Origin of the sequence: Clostridium transplantifaecale (assembly GCF_900626075.1) — a bacterium.
Lineage (GTDB): Bacteria > Bacillota > Clostridia > Lachnospirales > Lachnospiraceae > Otoolea > Otoolea transplantifaecalis.
The window spans coordinates 147,375-165,721 of the sequence record NZ_UYZY01000008.1 but is presented as its reverse complement, the minus strand read 5'-3'; the positions used below and the strand labels follow the sequence as shown (position 1 = coordinate 165,721).

13 protein-coding genes are annotated in these 18,347 nt (G+C 49.2%); 11 read left to right on the top strand and 2 right to left on the bottom strand.

Features of this window, described 5'->3' with window-relative positions; all coding sequences use genetic code 11:
* The first annotated feature begins 31 nt into the window (after positions 1–31).
* From EJL91_RS23050 to EJL91_RS23035, 4 genes are all read left to right on the top strand, one after another.
* Positions 32–1,321, top strand: a complete 1,290-nt coding sequence (locus EJL91_RS23050; RefSeq protein WP_125144322.1) for a galactokinase — start codon at positions 32–34, stop codon at positions 1,319–1,321.
* Between the two features lie 9 nt (positions 1,322–1,330).
* A complete protein-coding gene (locus EJL91_RS23045; protein WP_125144321.1) occupies positions 1,331–2,029 on the top strand; it encodes a DNA alkylation repair protein in 699 nt (232 codons plus the stop codon).
* A 50-nt stretch (positions 2,030–2,079) separates the two neighbouring features.
* Entirely contained in the window at positions 2,080–2,724 is a 645-nt protein-coding gene (locus EJL91_RS23040; RefSeq protein WP_125144320.1) for a cytidylate kinase-like family protein, read from the top strand.
* Positions 2,725–3,226: 502 nt separating this feature from the next.
* Positions 3,227–5,872, top strand: a complete 2,646-nt coding sequence (locus EJL91_RS23035) for a cation-translocating P-type ATPase (RefSeq protein WP_125144413.1) — start codon at positions 3,227–3,229, stop codon at positions 5,870–5,872.
* A gap of 192 nt (positions 5,873–6,064) precedes the next feature.
* Here the strand turns inward: EJL91_RS23035 and EJL91_RS23030 are convergent, their stop codons facing one another.
* Complete coding sequence (locus EJL91_RS23030; protein WP_125144319.1) at positions 6,065–6,922, bottom strand: DMT family transporter; 858 nt, start codon at positions 6,920–6,922, stop codon at positions 6,065–6,067.
* Between the two features lie 357 nt (positions 6,923–7,279).
* Here EJL91_RS23030 and EJL91_RS23025 point away from each other — a divergent pair, with 357 nt between their 5' ends.
* From EJL91_RS23025 to EJL91_RS23015, 3 genes are all read left to right on the top strand, one after another.
* A complete protein-coding gene (locus EJL91_RS23025) occupies positions 7,280–7,966 on the top strand; it encodes a TetR/AcrR family transcriptional regulator (protein WP_125144318.1) in 687 nt (228 codons plus the stop codon).
* A gap of 470 nt (positions 7,967–8,436) precedes the next feature.
* Positions 8,437–9,885, top strand: coding sequence for an aminoacyl-histidine dipeptidase (locus tag EJL91_RS23020; protein ID WP_125144317.1), 1,449 nt, complete (start codon positions 8,437–8,439; stop codon positions 9,883–9,885).
* Positions 9,886–9,976: 91 nt separating this feature from the next.
* Entirely contained in the window at positions 9,977–11,419 is a 1,443-nt protein-coding gene (locus tag EJL91_RS23015; protein ID WP_243125539.1) for a YfcC family protein, read from the top strand.
* Between the two features lie 176 nt (positions 11,420–11,595).
* Here the strand turns inward: EJL91_RS23015 and EJL91_RS23010 are convergent, their stop codons facing one another.
* Entirely contained in the window at positions 11,596–12,552 is a 957-nt protein-coding gene (locus EJL91_RS23010; RefSeq protein ID WP_125144316.1) for a LysR family transcriptional regulator, read from the bottom strand.
* Between the two features lie 313 nt (positions 12,553–12,865).
* On the opposite strand from EJL91_RS23010, the gene EJL91_RS23005 reads away from it, so the two are divergent.
* The 4 genes from EJL91_RS23005 (at position 12,866) to EJL91_RS22990 (ending at position 18,302) form a co-directional block, all read left to right on the top strand.
* Entirely contained in the window at positions 12,866–13,567 is a 702-nt protein-coding gene (locus EJL91_RS23005) for an RraA family protein (RefSeq protein WP_125144315.1), read from the top strand.
* 90 nt (positions 13,568–13,657) lie between these two features.
* A complete protein-coding gene (locus EJL91_RS23000) occupies positions 13,658–14,536 on the top strand; it encodes a DUF1932 domain-containing protein (RefSeq protein WP_125144314.1) in 879 nt (292 codons plus the stop codon).
* Positions 14,537–14,836: 300 nt separating this feature from the next.
* Positions 14,837–15,442, top strand: coding sequence for a glycine betaine ABC transporter substrate-binding protein (locus EJL91_RS22995; RefSeq protein WP_125144313.1), 606 nt, complete (start codon positions 14,837–14,839; stop codon positions 15,440–15,442).
* Positions 15,443–15,539: 97 nt separating this feature from the next.
* Positions 15,540–18,302: a translation factor GTPase family protein gene (locus tag EJL91_RS22990; protein WP_125144312.1), complete on the top strand. Its 2,763-nt coding sequence runs from the start codon at positions 15,540–15,542 to the stop codon at positions 18,300–18,302.
* The last annotated feature ends 45 nt before the right edge of the window (positions 18,303–18,347 follow it).

The following is an 18,347-nucleotide window of genomic DNA, read 5'->3' as shown; positions in this document are numbered from 1 at the left end:
TATAGAAAACATGGGGAAAAGGAGAAAAATCATGACAGTACAGGACACTCTTCAGAAGCTTGACACGCAGGAAGCAAAGAAAATCATGACAGAGCTTTACGGCGGGGCAGGCGCCGCTGAGAATACGGAACGTTACCGTCAGGTGGCCAATGGTTTTAAGAAGACATATGGGGACAATGATATTCTGCTGTTCAGCGCTCCCGGACGGACCGAAATCAGCGGAAACCACACGGATCACAACCATGGCAAAGTGCTTGCCGGAAGTATTAACCTGGACTGCGTGGGCGCGGCCGCGAAGAACGGAACGGACACGGTCCGCATCCTGAGCGAGACGTTTAATCAGAAATTTATCATCAGCCTGAAGGATTTAAAACCCAGCCCGCAGATGGCGGGGACTATCGATTTAACGAAAGGGATTCTTCAGGGATTTAAGGAAAAGGGTTATGAGATAGGGGGCTTTGACGCATACATAACAAGCAACGTCATAAGCGCGGCCGGAGTCAGCTCCTCCGCGGCATATGAGATGCTGATCTGTTCCATGCTCAATACCTTCTTCAATGATGGAAAGATGGATGTGGTTGCATATTCCCATATTGGAAAATATTCGGAGAACAATTTCTGGAATAAGGCATCCGGACTTTTAGACCAGATGGCCTGCGCAGTTGGGGGACTTATCACTATCGATTTTAAGAATCCTGAGAAACCGGTTGTGGAGAAAATTGATTTTGACTTTGGAGCCCAGGATTACAGCCTGGTTATCGTTAATACAGGCAAGGGCCATGCGGATTTGAGCGCGGATTATTCCTCCGTGCCGTTGGAGATGAGAAAGGTAGCGGCCTATTTTGGAAAAGAAGCTTGTGCCGATATCACGGAGGAGGAAGTCATCGCTAATATGTCTGAGCTGCGTGCCTGTGCAGGAGACCGTTCTGTGATGAGGGCGCTCCATTTCTTTGAAGAAAATAAGAGAGTTGAGGCGGAAGTGAAGGCATTAAAGGAAGGTGATTTTGGAACATTTCTTGAAAATATCACCGCATCCGGCAATTCTTCCTGGAAATGGCTGCAGAATGTATATACGACGGCCGATGTGCAGGAGCAGGGAATCAGCATTGCACTGGCTCTTACTGAGCTGTTTATCGGTGAAAAGAAAAAGGGGGCATGCCGTATTCACGGAGGAGGATTTGCCGGTGTGATCATGGTGATGCTGCCAAATGAACTGATTGAAGAATATGTGGCGTATATAGAGAGGGCCATCGGGGAGGGCAATGCGTACCGGATGAGCATCCGGCCGTACGGCGCGATCTGTGTCAACGAAAAGATGTGAGGAAGGAAAATGCCGGATACCTTGGAGGAACAGACTGACGTTTTAAGAGAACTTAAGGAGCTGGCCGACGAGCCGTACAGGATTTTTCAGAGCAGGCTGATCCCGGGGACGGAAAACATTCTGGGGGTACGTATTCCAAAGCTCTGGAAGCTTGCAAGACGGCTTGTAAAGGAAGAAGGAAGCGGCTATCTGGAACGGGCGTCGGACGGCACTTATGAGGAGATTATGCTTCAGGGTATGGTAATCGGCCTTCTGAAGGAAGATGTCGGGCAGATGCTTAAAAGACTTCCGTCCTTTCTGGCGAAAGCAAATAACTGGGCGCACTGCGACATTGTCTGCTCCGGCCTTAAGAAGGTGAAGGATGACAGGGAGGGCGTGCTGGCTTTCCTGAAACCGTATATCACCTCGGAGAATGAGTTTGAGGCAAGGTTCGCCGTAGTCCTGCTCCTGAATTATTATATTGACGGCGTTTATATCGATACGACGCTCAATCTGCTGCAGCAGGCGGTCCACCCGGGATATTACGTCAAGATGGCGGTGGCCTGGGCCCTGTCGGTCTGTTACGTGCAGTTTCCGGAGAAGACGCTCCGGTGTATGAAGGAAGGAAATTTTGAAGATTTCACATATAATAAGGCGCTCCAGAAGATTACGGAATCCTATAGGGTGAGTAAGGAGGAGAAAGCGTTCATACGCAGTCTTAAGAGGTAAAAGTTTATGCCTGTACCGGAGGGGATAGGCAAAAGCAGGGAGGGAGATTTATGGGAAATAAAAATCTGATTATCACTATTGAGAGAGAGTACGGAAGCGGCGGACGTATCGTGGGAAAGAAGCTGGCCGAGGAGCTGGGAATTCATTTTTACGACGACGATATCCTGAAGCTTGCATCCGAGAAGAGCGCCGTGGGAGAGCAGTTCTTCCGTCTGGCGGATGAGAAAGCGGGCAACAACCTGCTCTACAGGCTGGGAGGAGGCAGAAAGCTGGATATTTCCTCAAAGCCTTCACCCAACGCGAAGCTGACTTCGCCGGAGAACCTTTTTAAATTCCAGTCCGAGGTAATCCGCGAACTGGCGGAGAGCGAGCCGTGCATCTTTGTAGGCCGGGCCGCCGGTTATGTACTCGATCAGGACGAGGACGTGGAACGCCTGATCCGGATCTTTGTTTATGCCGACAAGGTGAAAAAGGTGCAGAGGGTTATGGAAGTAGACTGCATCGACGAGGAGAGGGCAAAGAGAAGAATTAAAAAGATCGAGAAGGAAAGAAAAGAGTATTATAAGTATTTTACAGGCAGTGAATGGCACAGCATCAAGAACTATGATCTTCCTATTAATACGACGAAACTGACGCTTGATGAGACCGCGGAGCTGATCAAGGCATATATTAAACTGAAAGGTTTTATGGACTGATTTCCGAGAGAGGAGCGCACTGCCAGCCCGCGTGCAGGCCTGCGAAAATAAAACGTAAAGAATGACCTGTTTAACGGAAAGTGAGGCCGTTTCTCTTGACAGCGGGGGAAACCCCTGCTAGACTGATCGCATAAGAAACGGCACGGCAACACGGCCGATCCGGATAACTCCGTACAGGAGAGATTCCTTGATATGAGGGAGTAGTCAGACACAGGAAATGAACAGCCTGTGCGGCAAGTCAACATGCATGGCGATTACGCCTGGTTTGCCTTAAATGACGAGACTCATATGCAGTATTTGTTTACTGCATATGAGTCTTTTTTTTGCAACCGCGCGGCAGCGCAAGAATCCCGCGGGCGGGAATCGTTTTTTTATTTTACAGGAAATGCTCATATTCGGAGGGAAAAGACGGCATAATATCCAAAATGGGGATTTTACGCCTGTACGTAAGGATTTCCGGGCGTGTGTAGTGCAGATAGAAAGGTAGGAGCCTATGTCAACAATGAAATATTACATGGAACATGCCGAAGCGGCGGTGAAGGAAACGGAAAGCACCCTTCAGGGCCTTGCGGACGGCAATGCAAAAGAGCGGCTGGAACGCAACGGCCCGAATAAGCTTAAGGAGGCTGAGAAGGAGCCTCTTCTCACCCGTTTTGCAAAACAGCTAAAGGATCCGATGATTATTGTCCTCCTGGCCGCGGCGCTGGTGTCGGGAATCACGGCTTTTTATGCGGGAGAATCCTTTGCAGACGTGATTATTATTCTGGCTGTGGTTGTTATCAACGCCGTCCTGGGCGTTTACCAGGAGAGCAAGGCGGAGAAGGCCATTGAGGCTCTGCAGAAAATGTCGGCCGCCGTCTCCAGGGTTTACAGGGACGGTAAAATACAGAGCATTAAGAGTGAAGAACTGGTTGTGGGGGATGTAATCCTGCTGGAGGCCGGAGACGCTGTCCCGGCCGACGGGCGTATTCTGGAATGCGCCTCCATGAAAGTGGAGGAAGCGGCGCTGACCGGTGAATCCGTGCCCGTGGAAAAGCAGAGTGAAGTTCCCGGAGCGGCCGACGGCGTACGGAGCGGGAAAACGAAAGATATCCCTCTGGGAGACCGGAAAAATATGGTCTACATGGGAGGTACGGTTGTTTACGGCAGGGGCACGGCCCTTGTGACGGCAACAGGTATGGATACGGAGATGGGAAAAATTGCCGATGCCCTTGCAAAAGCCAAAGAGAGCCAGACTCCGCTCCAGAAGAAACTGACGCAGCTCAGTAAGACACTCAGCATTCTGGTTTTAGGAATCTGCGTTTTCATCTTCATATTCAGCGTGGTAAGAGCAGGTGACTTTCACGCCGAGGTTCTGATTGATACATTCATGGTAGCGGTCAGCCTTGCCGTGGCGGCAATCCCGGAAGGTCTCGCCACCGTGGTCACGATTGTTCTGGCCATCGGCGTCACTAATATGTCGAAGAAAAAGGCCATTATCAGAAAACTGACAGCGGTAGAGACACTTGGCTGCGCCCAGGTGATCTGCTCGGATAAAACGGGCACCCTGACCCAGAATAAAATGACGGTGACTGAATTTTCGGGAAATGACAGGGAACTCCTTGCAGAAACCATGGCCCTCTGCAATGACGCGGAGGCCGGGGAGGGAGAGGAGGCCGTCGGTGAACCGACGGAGGCTGCTCTCGTCAATTACGCTTCATCCCTGGGAATGTCTAAAAATGAGCTGAAAAACCGCTTTCCGAGAGTGGCGGAGGCCCCCTTTGATTCTATGCGCAAGATGATGTCCACCGTCCATAAAAAAGCGGAGGGCGGTTTTATCCAGTTTACGAAGGGAGCGCCTGATGAGGTCTTAAAATGCTGTATCTCCATATGGGAGAACGGTTCCATCCGCCCGATGACGGAAAAAGACAGAAAGTGGATTGAGTCCGAGAACAAGAGGATGGCCGACAGGGCGCTCAGGGTGCTGGCCGGAGCGCTGAAGGAAACGGCAGAAAAGCCGGAGGATACATCACCTGCAGCCCTGGAGCGCGATCTTGTATTTGTCGGGCTTACCGGAATGATTGACCCTGTGAGGCCGGAGGTGAAAGCGGCGATTCAGGAATGCCGGCAGGCAGGAATCCGCCCCGTTATGATTACCGGTGATCACCGCGATACGGCGGCGGCCATCGCAATGGAACTGGGAATTATAGATTCTGCGGATCAGGCCGTGACTGGAGCCGAATTGGATGATATGGATGAGCAGGAGTTCCGGAACAGGATCGGGAATTACTCTGTTTATGCCAGGGTCCAGCCGGAGCATAAGGTGCGCATTGTACAGGGCTGGCAGGCAAAAGGCATGGTGACCGCGATGACCGGAGACGGCGTCAACGATGCCCCGTCGATCAAAAATGCCGATATCGGTGTGGGAATGGGTATCACGGGAACCGATGTGACAAAGAATGTGGCTGATATGGTTCTGGCTGATGACAACTTTGCAACCATTGTTTCGGCGGTGAGCGAGGGACGGAGAATTTATGACAACATCCGGAAGGCAATCCAGTTCCTGCTTGCCTCCAACTTAAGCGAGGTATTGAGTGTCTTTGTGGCGACCCTGCTTGGTTTTGTTATCCTGAAGCCGGTGCACCTGCTGTGGATTAACCTGATTACAGACTGTTTTCCGGCTCTGGCCCTTGGAATGGAAGAGGCGGAAGAGGATATTATGAGGAGAAAACCAAGAGAAGCAAAGGACGGCGTCTTCTCAGGAGGTCTGGGTACCGATGTAATCTACCAGGGAATTCTGGTTTCTATCCTGACGCTTGCCGCTTACTTTATCGGCCACCGGATAGAGGCAGGAGTATGGGAGATTGCACCCAGCGCCGACGGAATTACAATGGCTTTCCTGACTATGTCCATGACGGAGATTTTCCATTCCTTTAATATGCGTTCACAGAGAAAATCTGTATTCACCCTGAAGGGACACAACAAAGCGCTGTGGGGAGCCATGTTATTTTCATTGGTTCTTACTACCATTGTTATTTATGTGCCGTTCCTGGCAGATGCTTTTGGATTCGAACACATTTCCCTGATGGAATACATCACCGCACTGCTGCTGGCTTTCCTGATTATACCGGCGGTGGAGACGGTGAAGTGGATTCAGAGACGAAGATAATGTGTGATTGACAGACTTGAGATTGTTAGAGCATTCACGGGATTCCTTGTGAACCCGGAAGAGAAAGATAAAATGCCCCGGAACTGAAAACAAGAGTTCCGGGGCATTTTACTGTAGATTGGCAATATAAAATTTATAGAGCAGCTTTTAGCTGTCCGATGGTGAGGCCTCCTGGCAAGATTAGAGGCCTGCCTATAAGACGGTTTCCCTGGCATCCGGCACATTGATTTTTGTGTCCAGCAGCATTCCGGCGAGGATGATGACAAAACCGGCCAGAACGATAGGGGAGGGGTACTCTTTCAGGAAAAGGGCAACCCAGACCGGTCCAAGTATCATCTCCCACAAAGCAATAACCGATGCTTTCTGGGCGGAGATCATCTGGATGCCCAGATTGTAGAACGCATAGCCTGCTCCGATCTGGATGATTCCGAGAATCAGAAGAACCGTCCAGTCCGTTGCAGCCAGAGTTCCTATGTAACCGGCCGTGGAGGGAAATGCCACGAAAACAAAAATGCCGGTGAACAGATTGGCAATAGCGGTAAGCCCGATCGGGTTGCTTCCGGCAGACTTCTTGGCTCCCACACTCATACAGGCAAAGAAAATGCCTTCCAACAGGGCGATTGTGTTGCCGGAACTGCTGCTCTTGTCCGTGCCGGAGAACATAAAAAAGACAACGCCGGCGAAAATAACGCATACAGGCCAGAATGCCTTCTTATTAAACTTTCTTGTTATCACAAAGTTTGCAAGGAACAGCCAGATTGTTGCCGTGTACTGCATGCCGACTGCAATGGCAGCCGATGTTTTGGACAGCGCAATGATAATACTGATACAGAGCGCGCAGTAAGAGCTGATGTAGACAGCCATCCAGGGGGTCCAGTTTAACCGTTTCCATCTGATGAAGGGCATCAGGGTAATTCCGGCAATAATGGAACGAAGGCCGCAAATCAGCAGGGAATCTGCCGTAAGGAATTTCACGAGCGGAGCATTCAGGCTCCAGAAAACAGCACCTAGAAAAACCAGGAGGGTGCCGGAATTACGGATTTTTGACATTCTTGTACCTCCATCTGCAGGGGGAATAGTTGTATTGGTGTGTAACGCTTCATGCATTGCAAAAGCGTGTTATTGAACACGGAGTGAACAGTAACAAACATAAAGACACATATTCTTAAATTGAATATGATGATTGATTATAAAGTAGAAACGTGATATACTGTAGTTGGGTTGGAACCTTGATTAAAAAATAATCATGATTACAAAACTCATTATATGCTCCGCATTTTATTTTGTCAATACTTTATAATTTAATTTTCAGACGGAATTTTCAGCGGCAGCAAAAGTAACTACTCGGATGCCGGTCCACGCTTATCTGTGGAACGGCCGGCTTGACAGGAAGGGAGTTGATTGTCTATGACAGAGATTGAAAATGCCAATGATGAAATGAACTTAACACTTAAGAGAAAGCGGATGATGATTTATTTCATTGAGGCTACGGAGAAACTGATTCGTGCGGAAGGGGTAGAGAAACTTTCCATAAGAAAGATAGCGACGGAGGCGGGTTATAACAGCGCAACTATCTATAATTACTTCAACGATTTGGAACATCTGGCTCTCTTCGGCTCCGTATGTTACCTGCGTGAGTATATTGTCACACTCGGTAAGGAGTTGAAACCGGACATGAGTTCCATCGACAGATACAGAACGATATACAAATGTTTTAACCGGGTTGCTTTCCGCTACCCCGAGATTTTCCATAATATGTTTTTTGGAAGATACAGCAATAAGCTTGCCTCCGTAATCCAGGTATATTATCAGGAGTTGTTTCCGTCGGAACTGGAGGGACTGAGCGACAGGATGAAAAAGATGCTGATGGAAGGAAGTATGCGCGAGCGCGACGAGATAACGATGGAGAGTATGATCCAGGAGGGATTTATACGGGAAGAAAAGGCAGATATCACGCTGGATTTAATCATTGCCCTCCATCAGAATTTTATATATGAAGCCAGCCTGCAGGGAGAAAACCTGGATATAGAAGAACATGAGGAAAAGTTTCGCACGATATTTGAATATGTTCTGGAGATGGGCGGCAGAGATTGATACGGAATGAAGTATAGCAGAGCAGAGACCCCGGAGGAAGGAATTCCCTCCGGGGTTTTTGTCATCCCCCGGGATAAATAGTCCCCAGATTTTTTATACCGTTATTTTTCAGTGCAAAGCGCAAACAGATAAAAACAGTAGAAAAGACTTAAAAAACCAAATGAAAAATCTGAATAAAGAGAAAAATACGGAAGTATTTTGAATCGTTTTGGAAAAGTATGATTAAAAATAAACAAAAAGAAATAAAATATAAAAATAGTCTATATAAATATAAAAGTTTTGTTAAGAAAATACTATTGACAGATAGCTGATATGCATTTATAATCATGATTATAAAGTAAACATTGATTATAAAACGTGATTGAAGGTTGGGTTTAACGGCTGTTCAGGGGACGGTATTCCGTAAAACGGGAACTGTAAAAACACCGGACAGTTATGGGGATTGCAAGAATGTTAAGGAAGGAGTTTCTATGGGATGCAGTAAAGAAGAGTTGCTAAATGAGCGGGTTTTTTATCATTTTTACCAGATTTGCCAGATTCCCCATCCGAGCGGCGGGGAGAAAGCGCTCAGCGATTTTATCCTGAAATGGGCGCTGGATCTGGGGCTTGATGCAAAGCAGGATTCGGTGAATAACGTTTTTATAAGGAAGGCGGCAACGCCTGGATATGAAAATGCACCTGCCGTTATGCTTCAGGCACATATTGATATGGTATGTGAGAAGAATGATAAGAGCACCCATGATTTTACAAAGGATCCTATCTCCTGGGTGATTGACGGGGATATCATCTCAACGGGCGGACAGACAACGCTGGGAGCGGATGACGGAATCGGTGTTTCGTATGCGATGGCTGTTCTGGAAGACAAAGAACTTGAGCATCCGGCGCTGGAAGTTTTATTTACAGTTGCCGAAGAATCGGATTTTACCGGGGCCGAGAATTTTGACATGTCCTGGATGAAGGCGGAGTACCTGATTAACCTGGATCATGCCTGCGACAGGGAAATCTTAAGCGGAAGCTGCGGAGGAATGGATGCGGAAGTTATCCTGCCGATTCAGCCGAAGGAGCTTAAAGAAGACTGGAAGACTTATCATGTAATGATATCCGGCCTGAAGGGCGGACATTCAGGGGAGGATATCCACAGAGGCCATGGGAATGCCAATTCACTTCTCGGCAGATTCCTGGAGGAGGCGCAGAAGCGCTTTACATATGGAATTTCCGCAATAAAGGGAGGAACGTACCGTCTGGCTATTCCAAGGGAAGCTAAAGCGGATCTCAGCCTGGCGGTTTCCGATTATCCGAAACTGGAAGAACTTGCGCGGGAACTGGAAACTGTATTCAGAGGAGAGCTACAGGAGACTGCCGCGTCTCTTAAAATTACAGTCGGTGAGGCGTCTGAGGCTAAAACCCAGGTTGCTCCGGAGCAGATCGTTACTCTGCTTTTGCTGGCTCCGGACGGCATCTGCCAGATGAACGAAGTTCTGACCGGGCTGGTTGATACATCGGATAACCTCGGGGAACTTCACATGGACGATAAGAAGTTCAGGATGGTATTTGAGATACGTTCGGCTCAGGACAGCCTGAAGTACTATGTTTACAAAAAGATAGAGCGGCTGGCGGCCCTTGTGGGAGCTGAGTGTAAAACAGAGGTTGAATATGCAAGCTGGCATTTCAGGGCACAGTCACAGCTTCGTGAGACGGCGGTGGAGGTTTACCGTAAACTTTACGATTCGGAACCGTCTATCCTGACCGTACATGCCGGACTTGAGGTTGGATGCTTCTTCGAGGCAAGGCCGACTCTCGATGCCATTGCGCTGGGACCGGACTGCTGGAATTTCCATTCACCATCCGAGATGGTGAGTATCTCTTCCACCAGAAAGACATACCAGTTTTTATGCAGTATTTTAAAAGATTTAAAATAAAAGCAGTTGTCCGGCAGGTTTACGGATGCCGGCAAAGCAACAAAAAGGGGAAACAAAAAGCTTTATACTTTGTATGAGAAAGGAGAGCAGTATGGAAGAAAACAAATTAAACACCACGGAGGTATCTGCGGAAAAGAAGGAGAAGAAACTCAAAGCGATTAACCCGATGTTCTTTCTGGTAATCATCATCTTACTTTGCGCTCTGGCTTCCTATATTGTTCCGGCAGGTACATATGAGCGTGTATTTGACGCGGTGAGTGAGAGAGAAATTGTCGATCCAAACAGCTTCCACTATATTGATCAGAACCCGGTCAGCCTCTTCAGCCTTCTGATGTCTGTGACACTGGGAATGCAGAATGCGGCTTACGTTATCTTCTTCCTTTTAATTATCGGCGGTACATTTGCAGTTCTGGACGCAACCGGAGCAATTAATGCAGGTATGGCCAACGTGGTTAAAAAGACGAGGGGCAAGGAACTTCTGATGATTCCGATCTGTATGATCGTATTCGGATGCGGTTCCTGTTTCGCAGGAAATTTTGAGGAATTCCTGGCCTTTGTTCCACTGGTACTGGCATGCTGCCTTACCATGGGATTTGACTCTCTGACGGCGGTCGGCATTATCTTCTGTGCGGCGGCTGCAGGTTACGGCGGAGCCATGACCAACGCATTTACAGTCGGTGTAGCCCAGAGTATTGCAGGTCTTCCGATGTTTTCAGGTATTGAGTTAAGAGGAGCACTTTTTGCAGCGCTTCTGGGTGTCAGCATTGTCTATGTTATGTGGCATGCGGCAAAAGTAAAGAAAAATCCGCAGTCCAGCTCCGTATATGAGTTTGATATGGCTCATGCCCACGAGCATGTGATTGACATGGATAACATTCCGAAGATGACAACACGCCATAAACTGGTTCTTATCATTTTCGTGGCAGGTATTGTCTTCACCGTACACGGTGTTATTGTAAAAGGTTACTATATCGATGAACTGGCAGCCATTTTCCTCGCTATCGGCGTTTTAGGCGGTATTGTAGGCGGATTAAAACCGGGTGAAATCTGTGACGGTTTTGAAAAAGGATTTGGAAACATGTTGTTCCCATGTATCATGATTGGCCTTGCTAATGCAGCGATTATCATTCTTCAGGATGCATCTATCATGGATACCATCATCCATGCTCTGGCCAGCGTTCTCGATTCACTTCCCGCATCCCTGATGGCCTGCGGTATGTTCGTAGTACAGGATATTTTCAACGTAATCGTTCCTTCCGGTTCCGGCCAGGCGGCAATTACCATGCCTCTTATGGCTCCTCTGGCAGATATGCTGGGCGTTACACGCCAGACGGCAGTTCTCGCATTCCAGCTTGGCGATTCCTTTACAAACGTTCTGGCGCCTACAGGCGGAGAGATTCTGGCAGCCCTTGCAATGTGTAAGGTTCCTTACAGCAAGTGGGTTAAATACCTGCTTCCGTTATTCTTCATATGGTGGATCGTTGCATTCATCTTCCTGATTTATGCAACCCGTATCGGATATGGACCATTCTAATTACTATATTTTTTAAATAAGCCAAAACAAATCATAATAGAACCCCCAGCGGGCCGGACAATAATTGCCATTTGTCCGGCCCGCGCCCCTTTTAAAAATCCTCCTGTGGTTTTCGCCACAGGAGGATTTTGAGTTGAAGAAGCGGCCTGTCCGCAGAGCGTGCGGTCATTGTTAAGTCAGTTTTTTTCCAGACGGACGGCGGCCAGATCGGCAAAGACGTCCCGGGTGATAGAAATAAAGTCCTTCATATACTGAGGAAGAAAACGTTCCCTGTGGTAGGCGAGCACCAGGCGGTGCCTCACGGGTTCTCCGTTCAGGGCCAGAGGGAAGGTGTTGGCTCCCGGCGCCTTTTCGTTCAGGAGAGGAAGACGCATCTGCGTGCAGAAAAAGGCTCCGTAGTCGCGGGGAAACAGGGATATCAGAAGCTCCGTGGTGCTGGACTCCAAAAAGATTTTGGGTGCGAAACTGGCGTCCAGGAAACACTGATCAATCATCTTGCGAAGACGCATCGGAGGTTTTGGAAGCAGGAAAGGGAACTCCCTGAATGCGCCCAGTTTTGCGCCTTCTGCGGATTCGAGCTTGACGTTCCCGCATTCCTCACCGAGATATTTTTCCATCAGGGAATCGGAGACGACGAGAAACAGGTTGTCGTCCAGAAGGGGAAGGATTTCAAGCCGTAAATCCTCCGTATACTTAATACCGATATAGAGATCCAGTTCGCCTTCAAACACCATCTGTTCCATGACTTCCGAGGTGGCGTCCACCAGCTGGATTGATACGTGGGGCCACAGCTCGTGGAAACGCGGCAGGATGGACGGCAGGCAGATTTCCCCGCGGTAGGAGGGGATCCCGAGCTTTAAGTGGCCGGCGCCTAATTGGGAAATATCGCTCAGGCGGTTTTTTAAATCATTCTCCTCCGCCAGTATCCGGCCTGCCGCCTGAAGGAGCTGCTCACCCGCGTACGTCAGGGCCAGCTTCGGCTTGCGGTAAAAAAGTTCCACCCCATAATACTGTTCCAGCCGCTGTATGTGCTGGCTCAGATTCTGCTGTGAGATATAGAGCTTCTGGGCCGTATTTGTCATATGAAGTTCCCGGGCCAGTTCTGTAAAATAGTAGAGGCTTATCAGATTCATTTCTCCCGCTCCTTTTCTTCCTGCTATACCTTAAAATTTTTCTTCAAATCCGTTTATTTCTTTAAGTATAACACAGAACAGAAAATTTAAAAGAATGACAACAAATATTTGTTAAAAACATAAAAAAACCTTGTTTGAAATTGTGCATCTTGCTGTGCTATGATTCATCTATACAGAAAAGAACTAATTCCAACGGCAGTTTTCGCGGAGGATGAGGCACGGAAAATGACACGATTCAGACAGCAGAGTTTATGCGGAGAATTTCAGATAACACAAAATTTCAGATAACACAAAGAAAGGTATGGTGCAGAAGATGGCAGTTGGTAAACGAATTTATTTGAAGAGACAGATGCCGGATCACGATGTAATGATGCAGTTTAAAGAGATTCCGGCCTCCAATGTGGCGGACGTGATGGGGAGAAGCTGTGCGATGAATCCCAGAATCCGGCTTGTGAGCAGCCCGAAGTCCCAGATGATGGTAGGCCCGGCGCTGACGGTCAAAGCGAGAAGCGGAGATAACCTGGCGCTCCATGCCGCCATTGATATGACCCAGGAGGGGGACGTGCTGGTGGTATCCAATGAGGGCGACAATACCAGGGCGCTGATGGGAGAGATTATGATGGCCCTGCTTTACCATACGAAAAAAGCAGCCGGAATTATTCTGGATGGCCCTATCCGCGATATTGATGAAATTGGCCAGTGGGATTTCCCGGTTTACGCTACGGGAACAACACCGGGAGGCCCCTACAAGGAAGGACCGGGCGAGGTCAATGTGCCGGTTGCCTGCGGCGAAATCAGCGTTAACCCGGGAGACATTATCCTGGCTGATCCGGACGGAATCATCGTCATTCCGAGAAAAGACGCTCCTCAGATTTTAGAGGATGCTAAGAAATTCCAGGCGGCGGATGAGACAAAACTGGCGGCGGCGAAAAACGGGACATCAAAACGCGACTGGGTAAGAAAATCCCTGGAAGAAAAAGAATTTGAGATAATCGACGGAATTTATCAGCCGTAAAGTACATAGGTTTCAATAATAATATGAGAATAATTTATAATCTGAATCAATTTATGCCGCCGGCAGGGCGGCGGAATGGAGAATACGAAGATGAAAATAGGATTTATTGGCTTTGGTGAAGCTGCTTATAATATTTCCCTGGGACTTAAAGGGGAAGGCGTGACGGGGATTATTGCATTTGACAAGATGGCAAAAGACCCGGTGATGGGCAAGATGGTGACGGGCCGCGCCGCCGAGGCCGGTGTGGCGCTTTATGAAACTGCAAAAGAGGTAGCCGCCGAGGCCGATGTGATATTCGGGGCGGTTCCGTCCTCTTTTGCAATGGATGTCTGCGAAGAGATAGAAGGCGTGCTCGGCGAGGGGAAAATCTATGCCGATGTCAGCGCATCCACTCCTTCCGTGAAAGAGAAGATCTGGGATGCTGTCAAAGATACGGGCGTGAAATTTGTGGATGCCGCCATGCTCGGTTCTCTTCCTAAAGACAAACACCAGGTTCCCATCACAGCCAGCGGAAACGGCGCCGCGCTGTTTAAGGAGCTCATGAGCCCTCTGGGAATGAAAATTACGACCGCAGGGGAGAAAGCGGGAGCCGCGTCGGCGATTAAGCTGGTGAGAAGTATTTATATGAAAGGAATCGCTTCTCTGATGATCGAAATGCTCCAGGCAGCCGATGCCTACGATGTATCGGATGAAGTAATCTCCTCGATTTCCAAATCCATGGATAATATTCCGTTCACATCCCACCTGGACAGACTGGTCACAGGCACGGCAATCCACTGCCACCGCCGTGCGGCAGAGCTTAAAGGCTCCGTCGCCATGCTGGAGGAATGCGGATTCAGTCCGGCTATGACAGAGGCGGCCAAGAAGAGAATGGAAGACATGGAAGTGTTCGACTTTGCCGCACGCTATGTGGATAAAAAACCGGATGGATGGAAAGAGATTATCCAGGTGATGAAAGAAGGAAAATAAGACAGATGGTCCGGTGATTTCCCCTCACAAATTGCCGGATCGGGGTATTTTGCCATGAGTTTCTGAAAAGGAGAGTCCGTTTATTGGATTCTCTTTTTTTGGCCTGTTTTCTGAATGCGGCAGTCTTCCTGCAACCGACTGCATATTTATGAAGTATGGCAACCTTAATGGAATCTTAATCTCAAACGATATACTCTTATACTCTATTTAGACGCCTGGTGCTACAATTTAAATCCAAAAAGAAAAAATAGTAAATAAGTCAGGTGCAGTCCAGGAGGATGAGGACACAGGAGGAAGGGTATGGGATTGGAACATCTGTTTTGTACAACGGCTGAAACACTGCTCGCATTTACATTTGACGCCTGCCGGGAGACGGAGAAGAAAGCAGTATCCGTGGGGGCGGGCAGCGATACAGAGGATGTTATTTTGGGAAATATGTTTAGAGAACTGATTGAGTCAAATACCGATATTGAGGTGAAGACGTTATTTGGGCTGGATGGGATATCCGGCTGCTTTGATGCGCTTAAAGAAGGCCATATTGATATGTTTGCGGGAGATATGGGGGCAGCGCTTTCCTTTTTTTCGGCGGAGTCTGTCAATCAGAATAATAAAGGGTTAGAAAGTGCCTATGAGGCGGCAGTTTCATGTATGATGTCGGAGCATCATATCGAGATATCAAAACCGCTGGGATATAAATTTAATCATACCGGAGCGGTATATAATTTTGTGCGCCGGGAGGTACTGGAACATTATCCGGAACTGAAAGAAGTCCTGGGAAAGCTGGAGGGCAGAATCAGTGATGAGGCAATGGCGGAGATGATTCGTCAGGCCAATGTAATAGGAATAGGGGCGCAGGAGGCGGCCTGGCGATTCCTGAAAGACAATAAATTCGTGGATGGAAAATAAAACCTGCATCACCGTGTTTTACAATCCGCCCGTTCCGTGATAAACTGTCAAAAGAAGAATAACAGTTAATAGGAACGGACAAGGGAGAGTAAGGCAGATGAAGAAACTGGCGGTCGGCATTCTGGCTCATGTGGATGCGGGAAAAACTACATTATCGGAAGCAATGCTGTACACGGGCGGAGCCGTTAGGAGGCTGGGTAGAGTGGATAAAGGCGACGCCTTCCTGGATACCTATGAGCTGGAAAAGAAGAGGGGAATCACCATATTTTCCAAACAGGCCATGCTGCGGTGGGGAGAGATGCAGGTTACACTTTTAGACACCCCGGGGCATGTGGATTTTTCGGCCGAGATGGAGCGGACCCTACAGGTGCTGGACTACGCGATTCTTGTAATCAGCGGCACGGCGGGGGTGCAGGGCCACACACAGACGCTCTGGAGGCTCCTTGCAAGATACGGGATTCCCACTTTTCTCTTTGTCAATAAGATGGACCTTGCGGATGGAAGAAAAGAGGACATTTTCCTGGAACTGAAAAAGAAACTGGATGGGAACATTGCGGATTTCAGTGAGCAGGGAACGGAGAGCTTCTATGAAAATCTGGCCACATGCAGCGAGCCGGCGCTTGAGCAGTATCTGGAGAGCGGGCAGATAGCTCCGTCGGATGTGGCGGAAATGATCCGGGCGCGGGAAGTATTTCCGTGCTTTTTCGGATCGGCGCTCAAGCTGGATGGAATAGAAGAATTTCTAAAAGGCATGGAAGATTACATGCTTATGCCGGAATATCCCTCACAGTTTGGCGCCAAGGTATTTAAAATTGCCAGGGATAACCAGGGGAACAGGCTGACTTATATGAAGGTCACGGGAGGCTGCCTGCAGGTAAAAGACTTAATAGGTGAGGAAAAGGTAAATCAAATCCGCGTCTATTCGGGTGATAAATTTGAAGCGGTAAAAGAGGCGGAAGCCGGAACGGTCTGTGCGGTGACGGGACCTGCAAAAACTTCGCCCGGAAGAGGAATCGGGATAGAAGCGGCTTCGGCCATGCCGATTCTGGAACCCGTCCTCACATACAGAGTCCAGCTTCCGGAGGAAGTGGACGCCGCCGCCATGCTGCCGAAACTTTTACAGCTTGAAGAGGAGGAGCCGGAGCTTCATATCACCTGGCAGGAAGAACAGAAAGAGATCCATGCCCAGATTATGGGGGAAATCCAGATGGAGATCTTAAAGAGCCTGATTGCCGAACGGTTTGGAGTAAGGATTGAGTTTGGCGGACGAAGTATTGTATATAAGGAGACGATCCGGAATACGGTGGAGGGAGTGGGACATTTTGAGCCGCTCCGCCACTACGCCGAGGTCCATCTGTTAATGGAACCGGGTGAACCGGGAAGCGGCCTGTCCTTTGCAGCGGCCTGCAGTGAGGACATACTGGACCGGAACTGGCAGAGACTGGTGTTGACCCATCTGGAGGAAAAAGAGCATAAGGGTGTGCTGACCGGTTCTCCCATAACGGATATGAGGATTACGCTGATGTCGGGGCGCGCCCATCTGAAACACACGGAGGGCGGGGATTTCAGGCAGGCGGTTTACCGGGCTGTGCGCCACGGACTGATGCAGGCCGATTCGGTACTCCTGGAGCCGGTTTACGAATTCCGGCTGGAGGTGCCTGAAAAAATGCTGGGCCGGGCGATGACGGATGTGGAGCGGATGCATGGAACATTTGAACCTCCGGCGCTGGAGGGAGAGTATGCGGTCCTTACCGGAAATGCCCCGGTGGCCTGCATGGACGGATACCAGCAGGAGGTGACGGCTTATACCGGCGGGCGGGGACGCCTTAGCTGCACACTGAAGGGATACGTTCCCTGTCACAACGAGGAGGAAGTGATTGAGGCAATCGGCTATGACGCGGATGGCGATACGGACAACCCGTCCGGTTCCGTATTCTGCGCCCACGGCGCCGGATTTGTTGTAAACTGGGACCAGGTGGCGGATTACATGCATCTGGAAAGCTGTCTTCCCCCTGAAATTGTGGAGAACGATAGGGAACAGCCGCAGTCCGGTGGAAAAAGAGCCGGTAAGAGGGGAAAAGCCGGTACGGAGACGGAAGAAATGTGGATAGGAACGGATGAGATAGATGCGATCCTTACCCGCACATATAATGCAAATAAACGTGATAAATCCGGTGCAGCCAGACGCCGCTGGGGAAGCCGAAGCAGTTCGCCGTCCGGGTATTCCGGCTATGGGGCCGGAAACCAGACGCAGTACGGTACGGCCTACGGCAGGGACACGGCGTCCGTGAGTACAGTATCTGCCGGGACTTCTGCAATACGGCCCCATGGAAAAGCGGAGGCCAGGGAAGAATATCTGCTGGTGGACGGTTATAATATTATTTTCGCGTGGGAGGAACTGCGGGAACTGGCCGACCGGAATATGGACAGCGCCAGGGGAAAACTTCTGGACATTCTGTGCAATTACCAGGGAGCCAGGAAGTGTCAGGTAATCGCCGTCTTCGACGCATACCGTGTGCAGGGGCATGCCACGGAATTCCTGGATTACCACAACATCCATGTCGTTTATACAAGGGAGGCCGAGACGGCGGATCAGTATATCGAAAAATTTGCCCATGAAAATGCTGGAAAATATCATGTGACGGTGGCTACCTCCGACCGCCTGGAACAGATTATTATACGCGGCCAGGGATGCCGCCTTTTGTCGGCCAGGGAATTTGAGGAGGAGATAGGCCGGATGAACGAGCAGATCCGCCAGGATTTTGAGGAGAAGAAGACGGGAGAAAAGCAGTACATGACCGACTTTATTTCCGAGGAAATGATGAAGAAGATGAAAGAAGGGATGACGGAAAACGACTGAGTTTTCTATAATAATCAGCTTTTGCATAATCAGTTTCCACCATTT